This is a genomic window from Pseudomonas silensiensis (assembly GCF_050434865.1).
Taxonomy (GTDB): Bacteria; Pseudomonadota; Gammaproteobacteria; order Pseudomonadales; family Pseudomonadaceae; genus Aquipseudomonas; species Aquipseudomonas fluorescens_W.
Genome location: NZ_JBNDJH010000001.1, coordinates 18,095 through 40,864 on the forward strand (window position 1 = coordinate 18,095; position 22,770 = coordinate 40,864).

Consider the following 22,770-nt stretch of genomic DNA (forward strand, 5'->3'; position numbering starts at 1 on the left):
GGGAACCACAACCATGATGGCGACAAAAATAATTCCGCCCGCCGACGGCGCCTACGCCTATCCCTTGCTGATCAAGCAATTGCTGCTCTCCGGCGTGCGCTACGAGCCGGGCCGGGAAATCGTCTATGCCGACAAACTGCGCTACAGCTACCAGACGCTCAACCAGCGGATCCGCCGACTGGCCAACGCCTTGACCGCTGCCGGCGTCAAGGCCGGGGACACCGTGGCCCTGCTCGACTGGGACAGCCATCGCTACCTGGAATGTTTCTTTGCCGTGCCGATGATCGGCGCGGTGCTGCACACCGTGAACATCCGTCTTTCGCCGGATCAGGTGCTCTACACCATGAACCATGCCGAGGACGACCTGGTGCTGGTGCATGACGATTTTCTGCCTCTGGTTGAACAGATTCAGGGGCAGCTCAAAACCGTCAAAGGTTACCTGCAGCTTACGGACGACACAGCCACTCACACGTCGCTACCGGTGCTGGGGGAATATGAAACCCTGTTGGCCGGGTCGGCCGAGCAGTACGACTTTCCCGACTTCGATGAAAACTCCGTCGCGACCCTGTTCTACACCACGGGCACCACTGGCGCCCCTAAAGGCGTGTATTTCACCCACCGCCAATTGGTCTTGCACACTTTGAATGCCGTGGGCACTTTGGGCGTCTATCAGGGGTTGCCGCTGCTGCGCTCCGATGACGTCTACATGCCGATCACACCGATGTTTCACGTGCATGCCTGGGGTGTGCCCTATGTCGCCACCCTGATGGGGATCAAACAGGTGTACCCCGGTCGCTACGAGCCCAACAGCCTGGTCAGGTTGTATCGAGAGGAAAAGGTCACGTTCTCCCACTGTGTGCCGACCATTCTGCAAATGATCCTGAACTGCGAGGAAGCGCAACGGACTCGTTTCGATGGCTGGAAAATGCTCCTGGGCGGCAGCGCGCTGACATTAGGTATTGCCAGCGAAGCCAGCGCCAAAGGTATTCAGGTGCACAGCGGTTACGGCATGTCGGAAACCTGCCCGTTGCTGTGCCTGACTTACCTGCGTGACAAAGACCTCGATCAATCCACGCAAGCCCAACTGGCCACCCGTATCAAGACGGGCACACCTGTGCCGATGGTCGACCTGAAAATCATCGATGCCAGTGGCAATGACGTTGCCCATGACGGCGAGTCCCTGGGCGAGATCGTGGTGCGCGCACCCTGGCTGACCCAAGGCTACTTGAAGGAGCCCGAAAAGGGCGCCGAGTTGTGGCACAACGGCTGGCTGCACACCGGCGACATGGCTTCTATCGACGCCTTGGGTGGCGTGGAAATCAAGGATCGCATCAAGGATGTGATCAAGACAGGCGGGGAGTGGATCAGCTCCCTGGAACTGGAGAGCCTGATCAGCGAACACTCGGCCGTCATGTCGGTCGCCGTCGTGGGCATCGCCGATGAGCAATGGGGCGAACGGCCGATGGCGCTGGTGGTGTGCGAGCCTGGGCAGTACCTCGACCGCAAGATCCTGGAGACGCACCTTCAAGGGTTTGTCGAGCGTGGCCGGATCAATAAATGGGCGATTCCCAAGCAGTTTAAGTTCGTTGCTGAAATTCCTAAGACCAGTGTCGGGAAGATTAACAAGAAGCTTATCCGGGAGAGCGAATTGGGCTGAGAAAGGTACGGGGGGGGGGCTGCGCAGCTGACCACGTCGCGGATCAATGCGCGAATATCGTGTTCGGAAGCACGGCTCACCGAGGCCAAGGTATGGGCTGGCAGGTTTTTTCCAAACCCCAGAAACGACAAAGCCCTGAATAATCAGGGCTTTGTCGGTACAAATATGGCGGAGGCGATGGGATTCGAACTCATGGACCTGTTACAGTCGACGGTTTTCAAGACCGTTGCCTTAAACCACTCGGCCACACCTCCGTTTGCGTTGCGGGCGCCATAATACCTGAATGAAACACACTGTCAAACTCTCTACGTAGCTTGTTACAGAGCGTCTGTTATGATCTTTGCGACTGAACGTTTCAAACCAACAGGAGTGTCGCCATGCGCGAACAGGATTACGCAGTTAATAACAGCGTGCAGGCTGAGCAGCTAGAGGTTAGCCGCGTCCTGCGCAACACTTACGGCTTACTCGCTCTCACCCTCGCATTCAGCGGCGTGATGGCGTTTGTCGCTCAGCAGATGCGTGTCGGCTACCCGAACGTTTTCGTGGTGCTGATCGGTTTCTACGGCCTTTTCTTCCTCACCAACAAACTCCGTGATTCGGCTTGGGGCCTGGTGTCGGCATTTGCCCTGACCGGTTTCATGGGTTTCCTGCTCGGCCCTATCCTCAACCGTTACCTGGGTATGCAGGGCGGTGCCGAGGTGGTCAGTTCGGCCTTCGCGATGACTGCGCTGGTGTTCGGCGGTCTGTCGGCTTACGTGCTGATTACCCGCAAGGACATGAGCTTCCTGGGTGGTTTCATCACTGCAGGCTTCTTCGTTCTGCTGGGTGCGACGCTGGCGAGCCTGTTCTTCCAGATCAGCGGTCTGCAACTGGCGATCAGCGCAGGTTTCGTGCTGTTCTCCTCGGTCTGCATTCTGTTCCAGACCAGCGCCATCATTCATGGCGGCGAGCGCAACTACATCATGGCGACCATCAGCCTGTATGTATCGATCTACAACCTGTTCATCAGCTTGTTGCAGCTGTTCGGCATCATGAGCCGCGATGACTAATCGTCAGCCTTGAGGAAAAACCCGCTTCGGCGGGTTTTTTCTTGCCTGCGATTTGAGTAAAGGGTCACGCCATCGGTGGCAAGCGGCGCTTGACCGGGGTTTTCTTGACGATCGCCGTGTTGGTTTCGGCGTGGGTGTTGAGGCGGTCGAGCAGGGTGTCCAGTTGTTCCATCGAGCGCACATGCAGGCGGGCGATGAAACAGTCGTCGCCGGTGACTTTATCGCACTCGGTAAACTCGGGAATAGCCTGTATCTGCCGTTCCACTTCCTGCAACTGGCCTGGCAGCGGACGAATACGGACGATGGCCTGGAGTTGATAACCAAAGCATTTTGGGTCGATCTCGACGGTGTAACCCTTGAGCACGCCACGCTCTTCGAGGCGGCGCAAACGCTCGGCGACGCTGGGCGAAGACAAGCCGCTGATCTGCGCCAGAGCCTTGAGCGAGCGGCGTGAGTCTTCCATCAATGCCGTGATCAGCACTTGGTCGATGTCGTCGGTCATGGCGAAACCCCTATTAGGCAATAAATTCAAATCGCCTTGATAAAAAAGGCAGATTTCGAGTTTAGCCTGCTTTTTGCTCTGGAGAAGCCTCTCGGCGGATTGGCATACTTTGGGCTCAAACACAGGAGTCTGATGATGGACAAAACAATACGTCACGGGTCATTCGAAATGACCGCCGCCATGCTGATTTCCGGGACTATCGGTTGGTTTGTGCTGGTGTCCGGGCAACCGGTGCTGGACGTAGTGTTCTGGCGTTGCGTGTTCGGCGCCGGCACGTTGTTGCTGATCTGCGCGGCATTCGGCTTCCTGCGCCCCGGCATTCTGACCCGCACCACGTTCCTGCTGGCCGTGCTCAGCGGCGTGGCGATTGTCGGCAACTGGGTGCTGTTGTTTGCTTCTTACTCCCGCGCCTCGATTGCCATCGGTACGGCGGTCTATAACGTTCAGCCGTTCATGCTGGTGGGGTTGGCCGCGTTGTTCCTCAACGAGAAAATCACCCTGCAAAAACTGTTCTGGCTGGGCATTTCGTTTCTCGGGATGCTGGCGATTGTCAGCGCACATGGCGGGCAGGGCGAGAGCGGCAATGATTACCTGATAGGCATCGCGCTGGCGTTGGGGGCGGCATTTCTTTACGCGATTGCCGCGTTGATCATCAAACGCCTGACTGGCACACCGCCGCATCTGATCGCGCTGATTCAGGTCACCACCGGCGTGCTGTTACTCGCGCCATTCGCGCACTTTTCGGCACTGCCGCAAGCGCCGAGCGCGTGGGCCAGTCTGGTCACCCTGGGCATTGTCCACACTGGCGTGATGTATGTGCTGCTCTACGGCGCGATCCAAAAACTGCCGACGGCACTGACCGGTGCGCTGTCCTTCATCTACCCGATTGCGGCGATTTTCGTTGACTGGTTCGCTTTCGGTCATCGCCTGGAGCCGCTGCAATGGATCGGCGTTGCCGCGATTCTGTTGGCCGCTGCCGGCATGCAACAGGGTTGGAGTCTTAAGTTTCGTCGGACGGTGACGACGCAGTAAGCCGTCAAAAAACGTCAGATGTTCCAGCGCGGTGCCGTCTTGGCCAAGCGCTGGCGCATCTCGCCAATGTTGGCGGCTAATTGCCGGACCAATAACCGGTAGCCATCCAGCGGGTTGTAAACCGGTGCGGCCAGGCTTGAATCCGACGGCAATTCAACGGGCCGACTCAGCCGCTGGGACGCACCGGATTTCAGCGCCCGGGCCATACCGATCAGTTGCACCCGAATCAACCGATGTTCGGCTTTCAAGGCCGATTGCAGATGGGCCATGGCATCGGGATCACTGGCGTCAGGTCGGGTGTTGCCGAGGATTTCCAGGGTGCTGACGCACATCCGCAAGTGCCGCTGAATGGCATCGAGTTCGGTCATTGAGATCCGCACTTCCTTGGACACCGAAGGCATCAACGAGCGCAGTTGCACCATCACGGTGTTCAGGCGGCCCACGAGTTTATGGTGTTCGTCATCGGTGACCGATTGGCCATTGATGATGCGCCCGTAGATCGTCGCGCAGTCGCGCAAGGCATCGGCCAGGTTGTAGCGCCAGGAATAAACCGCGTAGAGCGGCAGGGCGAAAGAAAACGCCAGGGCCAGGGCGATGCCGATCAGGATGTCCACCCCACGCCACAACCCGTCGGTGATCGGGTTGTCGCCATGCCCCGCGACGATAAACACGGTAATCGCCGAGAGCAACGCGGTGTAACCGCCCTTGCCGATGGCGTGGTACGAGAAGAACCCGCAAACCACGGCCATCGCGAAATAGGTCAGCCACGGCATCCCGAGCCAGACCTGTTGCGCCACCAGCAACAAGCCGACGCCGGCGCCGATCAAGGTGCCGATGGCGCGCTCGGCGGCTTTCTTGCCGATGTTGCCGTGGTGCTGCAAACCGCCGATCACCACCAGCATCGTCACCGACGCCCACTCACCGTGGGGCAGATGGATGCCGGTGGTCAGCAGGATCGTTGCCAGCAACCCCAACGACACACGCACCGCGTGGATCACCCTGGCGTGGCGATAGCGCCGGTACGGGTCCAGCAACGGACGCAGCAGTCGGCGCATTAGCGGTGGCAGTCGATTGGCTCTGAATGTGCTCAGGCTCGGTCTCCTCAGAAGATGTAATCGGTGGTCAGGAAACTCGAACTGCGTCCGCTGATGATCTCGCTGATGAGTTCTTTGTTGGTTTCCTGGAACTTGGTCGCCACCAGTGTCCGGATCGAAAACACCCGCAGCGCATCGTGTACCGACAGCGTGCCTTCGGCGGAGTTCTTGCGGCCGTTGAACGGGAAAGTGTCCGGGCCGCGCTGGCACTGGGCGTTGAGGTTGATCCGGCCGACCTGGTTGGCGAAGGTGTCCACCAGCCGGCCGACCGCCACCGGGTTGGTGCCGAAGATACTCAGCTGCTGGCCGAAATCTGATTCCAGGACGTAATCGATCACCGTGTCCAGATGCCGGTAAGGCACGATCGGTACGACCGGGCCGAACTGTTCTTCCTGGTAGACGCGCATCTGCGGCGTCACCGGGTACAGCACGGCGGGGTAGAAGAATGAGGCGCGGGCTTCGCCGCCGTTGGGGTTGACCACGGTGGCGCCTTTGCTCACGGCGTCTGCCACCAGCGAGTGCAGGTAATCGACTTTGCTCGCTTCCGGCAACGGCGTCAGCGCCACGCCGCTGTCCCACGGCATGCCGGGTTTGAGGTTGGCAAGTTTGGCGTTGAATTTCTCGATGAACGCGTCGACCACGTCTTCATGGACGAAGAGGATTTTCAGCGCGGTGCAGCGCTGGCCATTGAAGGACAAGGAACCGGTGAGCGCTTCGCTGACCGCGTTGTCCAGATCCACCTCGGGCAGCACGATGCCGGGGTTCTTCGCGTCCAGGCCCAACGCCGCACGCAAGCGGTGTGGTTTTGGATGGAGTTTTTTCAGGTCGCTGGCAGCCTTGTTGGTGCCGATAAACGCGAAGATGTCGATCTTGCCGCTGGCCATCAGCGCGCTGACGGTCTCGCGGCCGCTGCCGTAGATCACGTTGATCACCCCGGCCGGGAAGCTGTCGCGGAACGCTTCCAGCAACGGACGAATCAGCAGTACGCCGAGCTTCGCCGGTTTGAACACCACGGTGTTGCCCATGATCAGCGCCGGAATCAGCGTGGTGAAGGTTTCGTTCAGCGGGTAGTTGTAAGGTCCCATACACAAGGCCACGCCCAGCGGTACGCGGCGGATCTGGCCGAGGGTGTCCTGTTCCAGTTCGAAGCGGCTGGAGCGGCGATCGAGTTCCTTGAGCGCGTTGATGGTGTCGACGATGTAATCGCAGGTGCGGTCGAACTCTTTCTCCGAGTCCTTGAGGTTCTTGCCGATTTCCCACATCAGCAACTTGACCACGGCTTCGCGCTGTTCACGCATGTGTCCGAGGAAGGTCTCGACGTGCTGGATGCGTTCGGCTACGCGCATTGTCGGCCACAGACCCTGGCCCCGGTCATAGGCGCGGACGGCGGCGTCTAGGGCGGTCAGTGCGGTGTCGGCATCGAGCAGAGGCGTGCTGCCGAGGATCACTTGTTCATCGCCATTTTCGCCGGTCAGGTACACCGGGCTGCGGACTTGGGCGAGGGGGCCGGACCAGGTTTTCAGCTCGCCGTCGACCAGGTACTCACGCTGCTCGGTCTGGCCGTCGAGGCGGTATTTTTCCGGGATGTCGCTGGCGTCGGGAAACAGGTTGCCTAGGATGTGTGCTGTGGTCATGTCGCTACCCCGTCTGGATTGGGTGATGCGGATAAGGTCTGTTATCGCTACGCACTGCTGTCAGGTCAAGGCCTGATCACAACGCGGCTGTCGAAAGTGGTGGCTGGATCAGCATAGCTGAATCGTTTTACCAGATGGCAACACGGATTGTCATGACCCACAGGACACTGGCGGTTTTTGACCTGAAAACACACAACGGCCGATGCTGCGGTTAAACTTCGCGCTCTTTCTAAAGGAGTTCATATGAGTTACTACCAGCCGGGCATTCTCGCCACCCCAGTTCCGCCTCAAGCTCGTCATATGTTCTTCGCACTCGAATCCGCTGCTGCCTTGCCGGCCGCGCTGGAGAATCTTAAGGGACTGGTCGACGGGAAGTCGGCAGTGGTCGGGTTCGGTGAATCCCTGGTCAAGGCCCTCCAGGGGCAAATCGAAGGCCTGCGCGCCTTTCCTGCGTTGACCGGTGTCGGCGTCGACAACCCGTCGACCCAGCACGCGCTCTGGTGCTGGTTGCACGGTGTCGACCGTGGCGAATTGCTCAACCGCAGCAACGCCATCGAAGCCGCGCTGGCCCCGGCCCTGCGCCTGGTGCAGATGAACGAAACCTTCCGCCACCTCACCGGCCACGACCTGACCGGTTATGAAGACGGCACCGAAAACCCTCACGACGAAGCCGCCGTCGCCGCTGCGCTGGTGAGTGACGGCGCTGACGGAATGGTTGGCGGCAGTTTCGCCGCGATCCAGCAGTGGCAGCATGATCTGAAAGGCTTCCACGGAATGCCGCCCCATGAGAAGGACGACATCATGGGCCGTCGTTTGAGCGACAACGAAGAGATCGACGACGCGCCGATTTCCGCTCACGTCAAACGCACCGCCCAGGAAAGCTTCGCCCCCGAGGCCTTCGTGGTGCGCCGTTCCATGCCATGGATCGAAGGTGATCGCGCCGGCCTGATGTTCCTGGCCTTTGGTTTCTCCCTTGATGCCTTCGAAGCCCAACTGCGTCGCATGAGCGGTCTGGAAGACGGCATCACCGACGGTTTGTACCGCATCAGCCGGCCGATCACGGGCGGCTACTACTGGTGCCCGCCGCTCAAGGACGGTCATCTGGACCTGCGCGCACTGCGCATCGGTTAACCATCAGGGAGTGAGTATGAACGTGGTGCGCTGGGGCATGATCGGCTGTGGCAGTGTCGCTGAACGCAAGAGCGGGCCGGCCTTCTACAAGGCGCCCGGCTCGGCGCTGGTGGCTGTGATGGGGCGGCGTCTGGACGCGGTGACGGACTATGCCGCGCGCCACGGCATCGCTCGGGTCTACACCGACGTCGACGCGTTGATCAATGATCCCGAGGTCGACGCGGTGTACATCGCCACGCCGCCTGACAGTCATCACGCTTACGCCTTGAGGGTGGCCGCCGCCGGCAAACATTGCTGCGTCGAAAAACCGATGTCGTTGAATGCCGGGCAAAGCCGTGAGATGCAAAAGGTCTTTGCCGATGCCGGGCTGCACCTGTTTGTTTCCTACTACCGGCGTTCGCTGCCGCGTTTCCAGCAGGTGCGGCAATGGCTGGAGGAAGGGCGGATCGGCGAGGTCCGGCACCTGACCTGGACCCTGACCAAAGCGCCATCGCCGATCGATCTTGGCGGTACTGATAACTGGCGCACCGACCCGATCATTGCTGGCGGTGGTTATTTCGCCGACCTGGCCAGTCATGGCTTCGATCTGTTCCAGTACCTGCTCGGTGACATCGTCGAAGTCGCCGGGTTTACCGCGCACCAGGCCGGTTTGTATGCCGCCGAGGATGCCGTCAGCGCCAGTTGGCGGTTTGCCTCGGGCGCCCTGGGCATGGGCTGCTGGAATTTCGTTGCGGACCGCCGCGAAGACCGGGTCGAACTGATCGGCAGCAAAGGCCGGATCAGTTTTTCCGTATTCGATGAACATCCGGTTCAGCTTGAAGCCGATGAAAACCTTAGCCTGCGCATCGACAATCACGAGCACATCCAGTGGCATCACGTGTTGGGTATGAACGCCCATATCCGTGGAGAAGCGCAGCATCCCGCCGTGGCCGAGCAGGCATTGAAAACCGATTGGGTGATGGACCAGATCCTCAAGCGCTGACGTAGTCTGTAGCAGCTGTCGAGCCTGCGAGGCTGCGTTCGGCTGCGCAGCAGTCGTAAACCCTGCATGCAAGATTTCCCTGACACTCCGCGCTACCTGATTTTACGACCGCTTCGCAGTCGAACGCAGCCTCGCGCTGCTCGGCAGCTGCTACCAAGTCCGCGGTCGTTCGGCGAATCTAACCTTATGCTCAAACAGTATTTCTCAAGCCTTCCATTAGAACTTTAAGATCACGTCATAACTCGTTATAACAAGTGATCTTCCATGACCGATAACGTTCTCTCCCTCAGTAGCGTTCCGCTGCACACCCAGCTACGGGACGTGCTTCGCGCTCGTATCCTCGACGGCGAATACCCGCAAGACAGCCAGATGCCTTCGGAAAGCGAACTCGGCGCGCTGTTCAAAGTCAGCCGCATCACCGTGCGCCAGGCCTTGGGGGATCTGCAGAAAGAAGGGCTGATCTTCAAGATCCACGGCAAGGGCACCTTCGTCGCCAAGCCGAAAACCTTCCAGAACGTCAGCACCCTGCAAGGCCTCGCCGAGTCCATGACCGGTCGCGGCTACGAGGTGATCAACCGCCTGCGTAGCTTCAAATTCATTCCCGCCGACAAACTCGTTGCCGAACGCTTGCACGTCGCCGAAGGCGAGACTGTGGCGCAGATCAAACGCGTGCGGCTGATCAACCGCGAGCCGATCTCCCTCGAAATCACCTACCTGCCCAAAGCCATCGGCGAGCGTCTTGAGAAGGCCGACCTGGTCACTCGCGACATTTTCCTGATCCTGGAAAACGACTGCGGCCTGGCCCTCGGTCACGCGGATCTGGCCATCGACGCGGTGCTGGCCGACAGCGACCTGACCCAGGCGCTGAACGTCGAGCCCGGCTCGCCGATCATGCGCATCGAGCGCCTGACCCACGACGCCAGCGGGCAGCCCGTGGACTTCGAACACCTTTACTACCGTGGCGATGCCTTCCAGTACCGCCTGCGGATCGACCGGCAAAAAGGGGCGCAGGCATGTCTCACGGCTCAATGACTAGAAAGACGCTCGAACAGGAATACGACATCGTTGTGATCGGCGGCGGCACTGCAGGACCGATGGCGGCGATCAAGGCCAAGGAACGCAACCGCGATTTGCGCGTGCTGCTGATCGACAAGGCCAACGTCAAACGCAGTGGCGCGATCAGCATGGGCATGGACGGCCTGAACAACGCGATCATTCCCGGCCATTCGACGGCGGAGCAATACACCAAGGAAATCACCATCGCCAACGACGGCATCGTCAATCAGGCAGCGGTGTATGCCTACGCGACCCACAGCTTCGAAACCATCGAGCAACTGGACCGCTGGGGCGTGAAGTTCGAGAAGGACGAGACCGGCGACTACGCGGTGAAAAAGGTCCACCACATGGGCGCCTACGTGCTGCCAATGCCGGAAGGGCATGACATCAAAAAAGTCCTGTATCGCCAGTTGAAGCGGGCGCGGGTGAGCATCACCAATCGGCTGGTCTGCACGCGATTGCTGACGGACGAAGAGGGCGCGGTCAACGGTGTGATGGGCTTCGACTGCCGCACCGCCGACTTCCACGTGATCAAGGCCAAAGCCGTGATCCTCTGCTGCGGCGCCGCCGGGCGTCTCGGTTTACCGTCCTCGGGTTACCTGATGGGCACTTACGAAAACCCGACCAACGCTGGCGACGGTTACGCCATGGCCTATCACGCTGGGGCCGAACTGGCGAACCTGGAATGCTTCCAGATCAACCCGTTGATCAAGGATTACAACGGCCCGGCCTGCGCCTACGTCACTGGTCCGTTGGGCGGCTACACCGCGAACAACAAGGGTGAGCGCTTCATCGAGTGCGATTACTGGAGCGGCCAGATGATGTGGGAGTTCCACCAGGAACTCGAAAGCGGCAACGGTCCGGTGTTCCTCAAACTCGATCACCTGGCCGAGGAAACCATCCAGAACATTGAAGAGATCCTGCACAGCAACGAACGCCCGAGTCGCGGCCAGTTCCACGCCAATCGCGGCACCGATTACCGCACGCAGATGGTCGAGATGCACATCTCGGAAATCGGTTTTTGCAGCGGGCATTCGGCGTCCGGCGTGTGGGTCAACGAGAAGGCCGAAACCTCGGTCAAGGGTTTGTACTCGGCGGGTGACATGGCCGCAGTGCCGCACAACTACATGCTCGGCGCGTTTACTTATGGCTGGTTTGCCGGTACCAACGCCGCGGATTTTGTCGTCGGACGCGAGTTTTCGACGGTCGATGCCCAGCAGGTCGAAACGGAAAAGGCCCGGGTTTACGCCCCGCTGGACCGCGAGAACGGCCTGCCGCCGGCTCAGGTCGAGTACAAGCTGCGACGCTTCGTCAACGACTACCTGCAACCGCCGAAAGTGACCAAGAAGATGCAAATCGGCCTGCAACGCTTCAGCGATATCCAGCGCGATCTCGATCAGATCAAGGCCCACAACGCCCACGAACTGATGCGCGCCATGGAAGTCAGCATGATTCGCGACTGCGCCGAAATGGCCGCCCGCGCTTCGCTGTTCCGTGCCGAAAGTCGCTGGGGGCTTTACCACTATCGGGTCGACCACCCGCAACGCAACGACAGCGACTGGTTCTGCCATTGCCATCTGAAGAAGGATGAAAACGGCGTGATGAGCAGTTTCAAGAAAGCCGTCGAGCCTTACATCATCTCGCTGGACGCCGATGAAATGCAGGCCTACGACCGGTTGCGTGTCGGTGCCTTTGCTGCCTGAGCATCACAAAAAGAGAGACCGCGAAATGGCCTATCAACCCCAGGAAATCTTCTTCCGCTCCAACGCGCCCGTCACGGTCGATGAGGACCTTTGCATTGCCCACAAAGGCTGCACCGTGTGCGTCGATGTGTGCCCGATGGACCTGTTGGCGATCAACCCGGCCACGCAAAAGGCCTACATGGCGTTCGACGAATGCTGGTACTGCATGCCGTGTGAAAAGGACTGCCCGACCGGGGCCGTGAAAGTCGAAATTCCGTATCTGCTGCGTTGAAACACAATCCCTGTAGGAGTGAGCCTGCTCGCGATAGCGGTGGCACATCCAACATCTCATTACCTGACCCACTGCTATCGCGAGCAGGCTCACTCCTACATTGGTTTCGTGACAACCCCAAAAGGCTACCCGGCAACACCGGACGCTTGCTTCAAAACACCCCTCGTTTCCCACCGCGCCCTGATCGTGGCGGAGACGACTATCCAATAAATGATTCGAGGGGATTCACCATGTCTTTGCCAACATCGCTGCGTGCAGCATTAGCCGGTCTGGTACTGGCCTCATTCACCTTGTCGGCATCGGCCGAAACCATCCGCATTGCCATCGGCACCCAGGACACCACGATCAACTGCGCCGCCGGCGGTCTGTTGATTCGCGAACTGGGCCTGCTGGACAAATACCTGCCCCACGACGGCCCTTACAAAGACGCCAAGTACGAGGTGGAGTGGAAGAACTTCACCAGCGGCGCGCCCCTGACCAACGAGATGGTCGCCGGCAAACTCGACTTCGGCGCCATGGCCGATTTCCCCGGTTCGTTCAACGGTGTGGCGTTCGAAACCGCGGGCAAACACAGCCTGTTTATCAGCGTGCTGTCGGGCAGCATCAAGGGCAGCGGCAACGGCATCGTGGTGCCGAGCGCGTCGAGCGTGCAGTCGCTGGCGGAGCTCAAGGGCAAGACCATTTCCGTGCCGTTCGCCTCGACGGCCCACGGCATGTTGCTGCGGGCCGTGGCGGCCCAAGGCTGGGATCCGCTTAAAGACGTGAACATCATCGCCCAGCCGCCGGAAGTCGCCGGCTCGGCCTTGCAGGCCGGGAAGATCGATGCCCATGCCGACTTCGTGCCGTTCGCCGAACTGTTCCCCAGCCGTGGTTTCGCTCGCAAGATTTATGACGGCGCCCAGGCCAATGCACCGACCTTCCACGGTGCGCTGGTGGATCAGGCCTATGCGAAGAAGTACCCGGAAATTGTCGTGGCTTACCTGCGTGCAAGCCTTGAAGCCAACCAGTTGCTCGCGGCTGAGCCGGAGAAGTACAGCGAGTTGATCGCCAAGGTCACCGGCGTCGATGCCGAGGTCAATTACCTGTTCCACGGTCCGCTGGGCGTGCAAACCCGCGACCTGAGCTGGAAGCCTGAATACCGTCAGGCCGTCGGGACCGCTATCGATACTCTCAAGCTGTTGAAGAAGGCTGATCGCGGGTTGGACCTCAATACCTTCATCGACGACCAATACATCCGCGCCGCGTTCAAGGCCTCGAATCTGGACTACACCGCGCAACTGGCCAACTACGCGCAGACGCCGCTTAAAGCGGTGGATGCGTCGAGCGGCAAAGCGATTACCGATTTCAGTCATGTGGCGGAGATCTGGGTGCGGGGTGAGCCGAAGGTTCGGCAGTACGCCTCGGCAGAGTCGGCGTTCACTGCGTTGGCCAGCCTGAAACAGGAAGGCAAAAACATCCGCGCGGTGTATGCCCAGGCGAGTGACAGCGGGATCAAGTTGCTGGCGGATCAGGCGTGGTTTGCCAGTGATGCGAAAGGGCGGCTGAGTGCGTTTCTGCTCAAAGGCCAGGCCCAACAATTTGCCACGGCCCAGGGTGGGAAAGTCTTCGACTTCACCGACGCTACGACCCAGGCCGTCGCTAGCCGCTGAGTTGTGGGGGGAGTCAAAATCCACCCCTCACCCCAACCCTCTCCCCAGTGGGGAGAGGGGGAAAGGGGGCCGATCTCCATGCTTTTCAAAGCCTGAGTTCGACTCGAGGTCGCAGGTCGCAGTACATCGCCCAAACACCTCGGTCAGTTCCCTCGCCCCTCTGGGGAGAGGGTTAGGGTGAGGGGTGGTTCTCCCGTCCTACACCATCTACAACTGGAACCCGAAATGCCCAAATCGCCAACCCGCTGGATCCCCCGAACAGCCTCCTTACTGCTCTGCCTCCTATTCTGGCAACTCGCCGCCAGTCACCACTGGAACCTCGGCCTGATCACCTTCGCCAACGTCCCGACGCCACTGGCGGTCATCCAGGCCGCCCTCGGCCTCGGCGACTCCGGCAAGCTCGCGCAACACCTCGGCAGCAGCCTCAGCCGGGTCTTCGCCGGTTACCTTGCGGCACTGATCATCGGCATCGCTTTGGGCCTGGCCATCGGTCGTTCGAAATGGGCTGAAGACCTGCTGCTACCGCCGCTGGAAGTCCTGCGCCCGATCCCCGCCGTGGCCTGGATTCCGCTGGCGATCCTGATGTTCCCCTCGTCAGAGCTGTCGATGGTTTTCATCACCTTCACCGGCGCGCTGTTCCCGATTCTGCTCAACACCGTGCACGGCGTCGAAGGCGTCGACCCTCGGCTGATCGCCTCGGCGAAAAGCCTCGGGGCAGGGCGCCGGGCGATTCTGCTGGAGGTGATCCTGCCCGGCGCTGCGCCAAGCATCATCACCGGCCTCGCTATCGGCATGGGCACCTCATGGTTCTGCCTGGTGACCGCCGAAATGATCTCCGGCCAATACGGCATCGGCTATTACACCTGGGAGTCCTACACCATCCAGAACTACGCCGACATCGTGGTCGGCATGTTGCTGATCGGCGTACTGGGGATGGGCAGCAGCCTGCTGATCAAACGTCTGGGCGGGCTGTTCACGCCCTGGCACCGACCACGAGGAAAAGCCTGATGAGCGTGATGCAAGCCCCTGAAGGGCGGATCGACATCCGCCAACTGTCCATCGTCCTCGGCGAAGACAAGCAAGCCTTCGAAGCCGTGCAAGGCCTGGATTGCCAGATCGAGCCGGGGCAATTCGTGTGCATTCTCGGGCCGTCCGGTTGCGGCAAATCGACCTTGCTCGGTGCGCTGGCCGGTCATCTGCAACCGCGAACCGGAACCTTGAAAGTCGACGGTGCGCCGGTCTCGGGCCCGTCGCCGCAACGCGGCATGGTGTTCCAGCACCACACGCTGTTCCCTTGGCGCACCGTGCGCGACAACGTTGCTTTCGGCCTGAAAATGCGCGGCATCGGCAAAGCCGAACGCCACCAGGCTGCCGACGAAATCCTGGCCCTGGTGGGCCTCGAAGGATTTGCCGAGCGCTGGCCTGACCAACTCTCCGGCGGCATGCAGCAACGGGTAGAAATCGCCCGGGTGCTGATCAACCGCCCGCGCCTGTTGCTGATGGACGAACCCTTCGGCGCCCTCGACGCGCTGACCCGGTTGAACATGCAGGAGCTGCTGCTGGACATCTGGACGCGAATTCGCACCACCGTGGTGTTCGTCACCCATGATATCGATGAAGCGCTGTTCCTTGCCGATCGGCTGCTGGTCATGAGTTCGCGCCCGGGCCGGATCATCGAAGACCTGCGCCTCGATTTCCCACGGCCACGCACCACCGAACTGGTCACCAGTCACGAGTTCTCCCGCTTGAAGCGTCATTGCCTCGAGTTGCTGCGTCACGAAGACGGTCGGCAGTTACCGCGCCTGAACCCTCTCGGACTTCCCCTTGAAAACAAACTGCCGCGATTTGCCCTATGACCTCTCTATTCGATGTAACCGATAACGACGACATTCTCGCCCTGCAACCACGCCTGACGGATGAAGATCCCGGCGTGCGCAGAATTGCCCTGATCGAACTGGCCGACCTTGAAGAACCGGACGGTTTGCTTTGGCTGGTCAATCGACTGGCTAAAGACCCAACCGAAGAAGTCCGCGCCGAAGCCGCACGATTGCTCGAAGCCTGGGAGGACGAACCGGTGGTCGAAGCACTGTGCCGGGCGCTGACCGACCCTTCCCAAGCCGTGCAAGCGGCCGCCGCGCAAAGCCTCAGCCTGCTCAAGACCGAGGCGGCGGGCAGGGTGATTCTGCCGTGGACCGGGCATGCCGACATCAACGTGCGCATCGCCGCTTTCCGGGCCTTGCGTGAGTTGCGCTTCCCCGATGCCGCCGCTGCCGCTTTAGAGGCATTGACCGACGAAGACGCCAGTGTTCGCCGGGAAGCCGTCGGCGTACTCGGCTGGCTCAAGCAACTCGATGCCTTGCCGGCGCTTGCCCGATTGGCCAGTGACGACCCGGACACCGAAGTCCGCCGCGCCGCCACCGGTGCCCTGGGCCTGGCCTCCGACGCCCACGTGCTGCCAGCGCTGCGCCAGGCCTTGCAGGACGCAGCCTGGCAAGTGCGCGAAGAAGCCGCGACCACGCTGGGCAAGGTCGGTCACGTCGACGCCGGCCCGGCTTTGGTCGAAGCCTTGAGCGACGCGTATTGGCAAGTGCGCCTGCGCGCCACCCGCAGCCTCGGCCGTTTGCGTTACGTCCCGGCCCTTGAAGCGTTGATCGAAACCCTCGGCCACCGCATCAGCAACTTGCGCAAGGAAGCTGCGCTGGCGCTCGGAGAGTTGAACGACCGAGGCGCCATCGCACCTTTGCAGGCTGCGCAGGACGACGGCGACCCGGAAGTGCGCAAAGCCGTGCGCATCGCCTTGAGTCAGCTGCAATGAACCCGGTGGCGATTGGCAATTCCCAGAGCAAACAGCAGCTGCGGTTGAACTGGCCGGATGGGCGCGAGCAGTTGCTCGATCATGCCGAGTTGCGCCGTCAGTGTCCGTGTTCGCAATGCCGGGCGTTTCGGTTGCAGGGGTTGAGGGTGAAAGTCGATGAGCGCATCCGTGTGGTCGAACTCAATGCCCAGGGCTACGGCCTGCAACTGATTTTCAGCGACGGCCATGAGCGCGGGATCTTCCCTTGGCCCTACCTCTCCGGTCTGACCTGAACCTGTAGGAGCGAGGCTTGCCCGCGAAGGCGGCGTACCTGACACACCGCCTTCGCGGGCAAGCCTCGCTCCTACAGGGGATTTGCTGACTGGCGGTCCTTGCCAGAAAAAAGCCAAAAGAGTACAAATGTACTCCATGACGACTTTAACTCCCCGCCGCACCGCCATCCTGACCTTTATCCGCGATCGAATCGCCGAGCATGGCCAGTCCCCGAGCCTCGCTGAAATCAGCGAGGCGTTCGGTTTCGCCTCCCGTAGCGTGGCGCGCAAGCATGTGCTGGCGCTGACCGAGGCCGGTTTCATCGAGGTCAATGCGCATCAGGCCCGAGGCATTCGTTTGCTCGGGCAGCCGGCGCGGCCCGAGTTGCTGGACATTCCGGTACTCGGCCGGGTGGCGGCGGGTGCGCCGATCGGTGCCGATGCCGAGGTTCACAGCCGTTTGCTGCTCGACCCGTCGATCTTCTCGCGGGTGCCGGATTACATGCTGCGGGTCCAGGGTGACTCGATGATCGAGGACGGCATTCTCGACGGCGATCTGGTGGGCGTGCACCGCAATCCCGAGGCGGTCAACGGCCAGATCGTCGTCGCGCGACTCGACGGCGAAGTCACCATCAAACGTTTTGAACGGGTCGGTGAGGTTGTCCGATTGCTGCCACGCAATCCGGCCTATAAGCCGATCATCGTCGAAGCCGATCAGGACCTGGCCATCGAAGGGGTGTTCTGCGGTCTGGTGAGGCAAGGGTGATGGGCGCCGTCGTTGCGCTGGATACGCTGTTCAATGGCGGCCAGGTCTGGAAGGGCCGGCCTGCGCCACCGGCCGTCAGCCCGCAACCCACCGGGCATGCCGCGCTGGATGCGGCGTTGCCTACCGGTGGTTGGCCGGAAGCGGCGCTGACCGAAATCCTTTTGGCCGGGCAGGGCGTCGGTGAGCTGCAACTGGTGTGGCCAGCGCTGGCGCGGTTGTCCGCCGCGGGCGAGCGCATCGTGCTGGTGGCGCCGCCTTACGTGCCGTATCCCCAGGCCTGGCAGAACGCCGGGGTCGATCTGCGCCAGTTGTCGATCATCCAGGCCAGCGAGCGCGATGCGCTGTGGGCAGCGGAACAATGCCTGCGTTCGGGCAGTTGCGGTGCGGTGTTGTGCTGGCCGCACAAGGCCGATGACCGGGCGTTGCGGCGCTTGCAGGTGGCGGCGGAAACCGGCTCGACCCTGGCGTTCGCCTATCGCTCGATCAATGAAGCGATCAACCCTTCGCCAGCAGCGCTGCGCATCGCCATCGATGCCAGGCCTGCGCAATTGCGCGTGCTCAAGTGCCGGGGCGGGTTGGCGCGTTCGGCGCCGATTGCCTTCCCTGTGGGGCATTGAGGTTGCCATGCGCTGGGTGTGCATTCTCTTCCCGCAATTGGCGCTGGACGCGGTACTGCGTCAGCGCGCCGATCCCGATGAACCGCTGGCGCTGCTGACCGGCCCGGCCCAGCGTCGGGTGTTGCAAGCGGTCAACGCTTCGGCGCGGGCGCTGGGCTTGCGTCCGGGCCAGTCGATGACGGCGGCCCAGGCCTTGAGCAAAGGATTTGTCACGGCTGAATACGACGCTGCCGAGATCGAGCACTGGCAGCAGTTTCTGGCCGCCTGGGCTTATCGATTCAGTTCACAAGTCAGCGTGCATTACCCGCGTGCGGTGGTGTTTGAAATAGAGTCCAGCCTGGGATTGTTCGGCGCCTGGCCGCAATTCGAGGCGCGGTTGCGGACCGAGCTCGGCGAACTGGGGTTTCGCCATCGAATTGTTGCCGCGCCCAACCCGGTGGCCGCACGGGTGCTGGCCAACGCGTATGACGGTCTGGTGGTGCCCGACGATCAAGCCTTGCAACATCATCTTGGGCAGTTGCCCATCGACCGGATCGGGCTGGAAACCAGCGTTGCCACCGCGTTGTCGCGCATGGGTTTACGCACCTTGAGTCAGGTTCAGGCGTTGCCTCGTCATAGTCTGGCCCGGCGTTTCGAGGCCCAGGTGCTCAAGCATCTGGACGCCTTGCTCGGGTTACGGCGGCTGGCGCTGGCGTTCTACCTGCCGCCGGACCGCTTCGATGTGCGCATCGAGCTCAACTTCGACGTGCAGTCCCATCAGGCGCTGCTGTTTCCGTTACGCCGATTGACCGGCGACCTGTCGGCGTTTCTTTGCGGTCGGGACAGCGGCGTGCAGCGTTTCGACCTGCACCTGGAACACGCCGGGTTGCCGGACACCGTCATCAAGGTCGGCCTGCTCAGCGCCGAACGTGATGCGGCAATGCTCTTTGAACTGGCCCGGGGCCGGTTGGAGCACGTACAGGTCGAGGCCCCGGTGCGTGGTTTTCGCCTGCGCGCCGAAGACTTGCCGGCCTTCGTTCCCCAGTATCAGGAACTGTTCGACGACCGCCCGCAGCAGTCCTTGCCCTGGGAGCAACTGCGCGAACGCTTGCGCGCGCGGTTGGGGGATGACGCGGTGCAGGGCTTGCGGTTCCAGGCCGATCACCGGCCGGAATGCGCGTGGCAGGCCAGTGTCGACAGTCAGCGCTGTGCAGGGCTGCCAGGCGTGCAACGTCCGGGCTGGCTGCTGACTGAGCCACTGGCGGTGCACGAAGGTTCGGCACGTATCCTGATGGGGCCGGAACGCATCGAGTCCGGTTGGTGGGACGGCGCCGATGTGCGTCGCGATTACTTCCTGATCGAAACCCGTTCCGGCCAGCAGGGCTGGGCCTATCGTGCGGTCGGTGAGGACGGCCCGTTGTGGCTGCAAGGCTGGTTCGCATGAGCATCGACTATGCCGAGCTGCACTGCCTGTCGAACTTCAGTTTCCAGCGCGGTGCTTCCAGTGCCCTCGAACTGTTTCAGCGGGCGAAAAAACAGGGTTATCAGGCCTTGGCGATCACCGATGAATGCACCCTGGCCGGTATCGTCCGCGCCTGGCAAGCGGCCAAATCCGTGGAGCTGCCACTGATCATCGGCAGCGAAGTACGCATCGAGAACGGTCCGAAACTGGTGTTGCTGGTGGAAAACCTCGAGGGTTACCAGACCCTGTGCCGACTGATTACCCGAGCGCGACGTCGCACGCAGAAAGGCCAGTATCAAGTGCTGCGGGAAGACTTCAGCGAACCTTTGCCGGGGCTGTTGGCGTTGTGGGTGCCGGACGCGGTCGATGACTTCGAACAGGGCCACTGGCTGAAACGGACCTTCGCCGAACGCCTGTGGCTGGCCGTCCAGCTGCATCGCGGCCAGGACGATACCCGACGACTGACTGCGCTGCTGACCCTGGCAGGCGAACTGCGAATCCCTGCAGTGGCCAGCGGCGATGTGCACATGCACGCTCGTGGGCGGCGCGCCTTGCAGGACACCATGACTGCGATCCGTCATCACGTGCCGGTGGCGGAGGCCGGGCTGCGTCTTCATCCCAATGGCGAGCGGCATTTACGCAGTCTCGATGCGCTGCAATCGATCTACCCGCAAACACTGCTCGACGAAACGCTGAACATCGCCCGGCGCTGCACCTTCGACCTCGGTCAGTTGCGTTATCAATATCCCCGGGAGTTGGTGCCAGAAGGTCAGACCGCCACGTCCTGGCTGCGACATTTGACCGTGGAGGGCATCGCGTGGCGCTGGCCAAAAGGCCCGCAGGCCCAGGTGCTGACGCAGATCGATAAGGAGTTGGAGCTGATTGCCGAGCTGGGCTACGAAAGCTATTTCCTGACGGTTCACGACATTGTGCGATTCGCCCGTGAGCAAAAAATCCTGTGTCAGGGCCGTGGTTCGGCGGCCAACTCGGCGGTGTGCTTTGCCTTGGGCATCACGGAAATCGATCCGGATCGCACCACGCTGTTGTTCGAACGCTTTCTCTCCAAGGAACGCAACGAGCCGCCGGACATCGACGTCGATTTCGAACACGAACGTCGCGAAGAAGTCTTGCAGTACGTGTTCCAGCGTTATGGCCGGACCCGCGCGGCGCTGACGGCGGTGGTCAGCACGTATCACGCGGCCGGCGCGGTGCGTGATGTGGCCAAGGCCTTGGGGTTGCCGCCGGATCAGATCAACGCCCTGGCTGATTGCTGTGGCCACTGGAGTGATGAAACACCGCCCGTGGAACGCCTGCTTGAAGGCGGGTTCGATCCCGAGAGCCCGGTGCTGCGCCGGGTGTTGAGCCTGACGGGGCAGTTGATCGGTTTCCCCCGACACCTGTCCCAGCACCCCGGTGGTTTCGTGATTTCCGAGCAGCCTCTGGACAGCCTGGTTCCGGTGGAAAACGCCGCCATGGCCGAGCGCACCATCATCCAGTGGGACAAGGACGACCTCGATGCCGTCGGGCTGCTCAAGGTGGATATCCTGGCGTTGGGCATGCTCAGTGCGATTCGCCGCTGCTTCGATCTGTTGCGCCGTCATCGCCATCGGGACTTGAGCCTGGCAACGATCCCGGCCGAAGACTCGCCAACCTACGACATGATCGGCCGTGCCGACACCATTGGCGTGTTTCAGATCGAGTCCCGGGCGCAGATGTCGATGTTGCCGAGGCTCAAGCCCCGGACCTTCTATGACTTGGTGATCGAGGTGGCGATCGTCCGTCCGGGGCCGATTCAGGGCGGGATGGTGCATCCGTACCTGCGACGCCGAAACAAGGAAGAACCGGAGATCTATCCGTCGCCGGCACTGGAAACCGTGCTCAAGCGCACCCTGGGCGTGCCGCTATTCCAGGAACAAGTGATGCAGATTGCGATTGTCGCCGCTGACTACAGCCCCGGCGAGGCCGATCAGTTGCGCCGCTCCATGGCCGCCTGGAAACGCCACGGCGGGCTGGAGCCGCACAAGGATCGCCTGGCCGCCGGGATGAAGAAAAACGGCTACACGGCCGAGTTTGCCGCACAGATCTTCGAGCAGATCAAAGGTTTCGGCAGTTATGGTTTTCCCGAGTCTCACGCCGCCAGTTTCGCCTTGCTGACCTACGCCAGTTGCTGGTTGAAATGCCACGAGCCGGCGGCCTTCGCCTGTGCGCTGATCAACAGCTGGCCCATGGGTTTCTACAGCCCGGACCAGATTCTGCAGGACGCGCGCCGGCATCATTTGCAGATTCGCCCGGTCGACGTGCGCGCCAGTGACTGGGATTGCAGCCTTGAACCGATCACCGGAGCTCAACCGGCGATTCGCATGGGGTTGCGGATGATCAAGGGCTTTCGCGAGGACGATGCCCGGCGCATTGAAGCCGCACGGTCGAAGGGGGCGTTTATCGACATTGCCGACCTCGGCGAACGGGCGCGACTGGACGCCCGCGCTCAGGAACAACTGGCCGATGCCGGTGCGCTGCGTGGCTTGGCGGGTGACCGTCATCGGGCTCGATGGGAAGTGGCGGGTGTGCAGAAACAGCTCGGTTTGTTTGCCGGTCTGCCGAGTCAGGAGGAGGGCGCGGTGTGTTTGCCCAAACCCACCGTGGGCGAGGACCTGCTAGCCGATTACAACAGTGTCGGCACCACGCTTGGCCCGCATCCGCTGGCTCTTTTGCGCGGTGAATTGAAAGCCCGGCGCTGCCGCAGTTCGAAGGAACTGCTGGAGGTCGAGCATGGGCGACCGGTCAGTGTCGCCGGGCTGGTGACCGGTCGACAACGTCCGGGCACCGCCAGTGGTGTGACCTTTGTCACCCTGGAAGATGAGTTCGGCAACGTCAACGTCATTGTCTGGCGCGACCTGGCCGACCGGCAGCGCAAGGTGTTGGTCGGCTCGCAATTGCTCAAGGTCGACGGGCGCTGGGAAAAGGAAGGCGAAGTGCGGCATTTGATTGCCGGACGGTTGAGCGACCTGAGCCCATTGCTCGACGGCATCAGCGTACGCAGCCGGGATTTCCGTTGAACCCGACCTGATCGTTACCACGCCTAACATTTAATACTGTCTTCAATGATGGCACTTTGGCATA

General features: G+C 61.3%; 20 protein-coding genes and 1 tRNA gene. 17 read left to right on the forward strand and 4 right to left on the reverse strand.

The features are described from left to right. Window positions 1–13 precede the first annotated feature (13 nt). Window positions 14–1,657 (forward strand): fatty acid--CoA ligase, encoded by a 1,644-nt coding sequence (locus tag QF010_RS00075; RefSeq protein WP_033061544.1) that lies wholly within the window; start codon window positions 14–16, stop codon window positions 1,655–1,657. Window positions 1,658–1,823: 166 nt separating this feature from the next. Here QF010_RS00075 and QF010_RS00080 read toward each other — a convergent pair. Next, window positions 1,824–1,911 (reverse strand) — tRNA-Ser (locus QF010_RS00080). A gap of 123 nt (window positions 1,912–2,034) precedes the next feature. Here QF010_RS00080 and QF010_RS00085 point away from each other — a divergent pair. Further along, window positions 2,035–2,706 carry a Bax inhibitor-1/YccA family protein gene (locus QF010_RS00085; protein ID WP_008155030.1) on the forward strand — a complete coding sequence of 224 codons (672 nt, stop codon included), beginning with the start codon at window positions 2,035–2,037 and terminating at the stop codon, window positions 2,704–2,706. Between the two features lie 64 nt (window positions 2,707–2,770). On the opposite strand, the gene QF010_RS00090 is transcribed toward QF010_RS00085, so the two are convergent. Then, complete coding sequence (locus QF010_RS00090; protein ID WP_008155029.1) at window positions 2,771–3,208, reverse strand: Lrp/AsnC family transcriptional regulator; 438 nt, start codon at window positions 3,206–3,208, stop codon at window positions 2,771–2,773. Between the two features lie 135 nt (window positions 3,209–3,343). Between QF010_RS00090 and QF010_RS00095 the strand changes: the two genes are divergently transcribed. Then, complete coding sequence (locus QF010_RS00095; protein ID WP_429532290.1) at window positions 3,344–4,240, forward strand: DMT family transporter; 897 nt, start codon at window positions 3,344–3,346, stop codon at window positions 4,238–4,240. Window positions 4,241–4,254: 14 nt separating this feature from the next. Here QF010_RS00095 and QF010_RS00100 read toward each other — a convergent pair whose 3' ends face one another. Next, entirely contained in the window at window positions 4,255–5,295 is a 1,041-nt protein-coding gene (locus tag QF010_RS00100) for an FUSC family protein (RefSeq protein WP_429532291.1), read from the reverse strand. 47 nt (window positions 5,296–5,342) lie between these two features. Continuing rightward, window positions 5,343–6,968 (reverse strand): NADP-dependent glyceraldehyde-3-phosphate dehydrogenase, encoded by a 1,626-nt coding sequence (locus QF010_RS00105; protein ID WP_429532292.1) that lies wholly within the window; start codon window positions 6,966–6,968, stop codon window positions 5,343–5,345. Window positions 6,969–7,211: 243 nt separating this feature from the next. Here QF010_RS00105 and QF010_RS00110 point away from each other — a divergent pair, with 243 nt between their 5' ends. From QF010_RS00110 to QF010_RS00175, 14 genes are all read left to right on the forward strand, one after another. Continuing rightward, entirely contained in the window at window positions 7,212–8,099 is an 888-nt protein-coding gene (locus QF010_RS00110) for a Dyp-type peroxidase (RefSeq protein WP_429532293.1), read from the forward strand. Between the two features lie 16 nt (window positions 8,100–8,115). Next, the gene (locus tag QF010_RS00115; protein ID WP_429532294.1) at window positions 8,116–9,081 is read left to right on the forward strand and encodes a Gfo/Idh/MocA family protein; all 966 of its coding nucleotides are present in this window, start codon (window positions 8,116–8,118) and stop codon (window positions 9,079–9,081) included. Window positions 9,082–9,345: 264 nt separating this feature from the next. After that, window positions 9,346–10,113 (forward strand): GntR family transcriptional regulator, encoded by a 768-nt coding sequence (locus QF010_RS00120; protein WP_429532295.1) that lies wholly within the window; start codon window positions 9,346–9,348, stop codon window positions 10,111–10,113. Continuing rightward, window positions 10,110–11,840 carry a fumarate reductase/succinate dehydrogenase flavoprotein subunit gene (locus QF010_RS00125; RefSeq protein WP_429532296.1) on the forward strand — a complete coding sequence of 577 codons (1,731 nt, stop codon included), beginning with the start codon at window positions 10,110–10,112 and terminating at the stop codon, window positions 11,838–11,840. Before QF010_RS00120 ends, QF010_RS00125 begins: the two co-directional genes overlap by 4 nt. Window positions 11,841–11,865: 25 nt before the next feature. After that, complete coding sequence (locus QF010_RS00130; protein ID WP_007946457.1) at window positions 11,866–12,111, forward strand: 4Fe-4S dicluster domain-containing protein; 246 nt, start codon at window positions 11,866–11,868, stop codon at window positions 12,109–12,111. 230 nt (window positions 12,112–12,341) lie between these two features. Then, a complete protein-coding gene (locus QF010_RS00135; protein ID WP_429532297.1) occupies window positions 12,342–13,760 on the forward strand; it encodes an ABC transporter substrate-binding protein in 1,419 nt (472 codons plus the stop codon). 225 nt (window positions 13,761–13,985) lie between these two features. Continuing rightward, complete coding sequence (locus tag QF010_RS00140; protein ID WP_429532298.1) at window positions 13,986–14,768, forward strand: ABC transporter permease; 783 nt, start codon at window positions 13,986–13,988, stop codon at window positions 14,766–14,768. After that, a complete protein-coding gene (locus QF010_RS00145; protein WP_429532299.1) occupies window positions 14,768–15,616 on the forward strand; it encodes an ABC transporter ATP-binding protein in 849 nt (282 codons plus the stop codon). Before QF010_RS00140 ends, QF010_RS00145 begins: the two co-directional genes overlap by 1 nt. Next, a complete protein-coding gene (locus QF010_RS00150) occupies window positions 15,613–16,575 on the forward strand; it encodes a HEAT repeat domain-containing protein (protein ID WP_033061607.1) in 963 nt (320 codons plus the stop codon). The genes QF010_RS00145 and QF010_RS00150 overlap by 4 nt, the downstream gene beginning before the upstream one ends. Further along, window positions 16,572–16,847 carry a DUF971 domain-containing protein gene (locus QF010_RS00155; RefSeq protein WP_429509377.1) on the forward strand — a complete coding sequence of 92 codons (276 nt, stop codon included), beginning with the start codon at window positions 16,572–16,574 and terminating at the stop codon, window positions 16,845–16,847. Before QF010_RS00150 ends, QF010_RS00155 begins: the two co-directional genes overlap by 4 nt. 127 nt (window positions 16,848–16,974) lie before the next feature. Next, window positions 16,975–17,592 carry a transcriptional repressor LexA gene (gene lexA, locus QF010_RS00160; RefSeq protein WP_046056130.1) on the forward strand — a complete coding sequence of 206 codons (618 nt, stop codon included), beginning with the start codon at window positions 16,975–16,977 and terminating at the stop codon, window positions 17,590–17,592. After that, window positions 17,592–18,209, forward strand: coding sequence for a translesion DNA synthesis-associated protein ImuA (imuA, locus tag QF010_RS00165; RefSeq protein WP_033061610.1), 618 nt, complete (start codon window positions 17,592–17,594; stop codon window positions 18,207–18,209). Before lexA ends, imuA begins: the two co-directional genes overlap by 1 nt. A 7-nt stretch (window positions 18,210–18,216) precedes the next feature. After that, a complete protein-coding gene (locus QF010_RS00170) occupies window positions 18,217–19,632 on the forward strand; it encodes a Y-family DNA polymerase (protein WP_429532300.1) in 1,416 nt (471 codons plus the stop codon). Beyond that, complete coding sequence (locus tag QF010_RS00175; protein WP_429532301.1) at window positions 19,608–22,706, forward strand: error-prone DNA polymerase; 3,099 nt, start codon at window positions 19,608–19,610, stop codon at window positions 22,704–22,706. The genes QF010_RS00170 and QF010_RS00175 overlap by 25 nt, the downstream gene beginning before the upstream one ends. Window positions 22,707–22,770 lie beyond the last annotated feature (64 nt).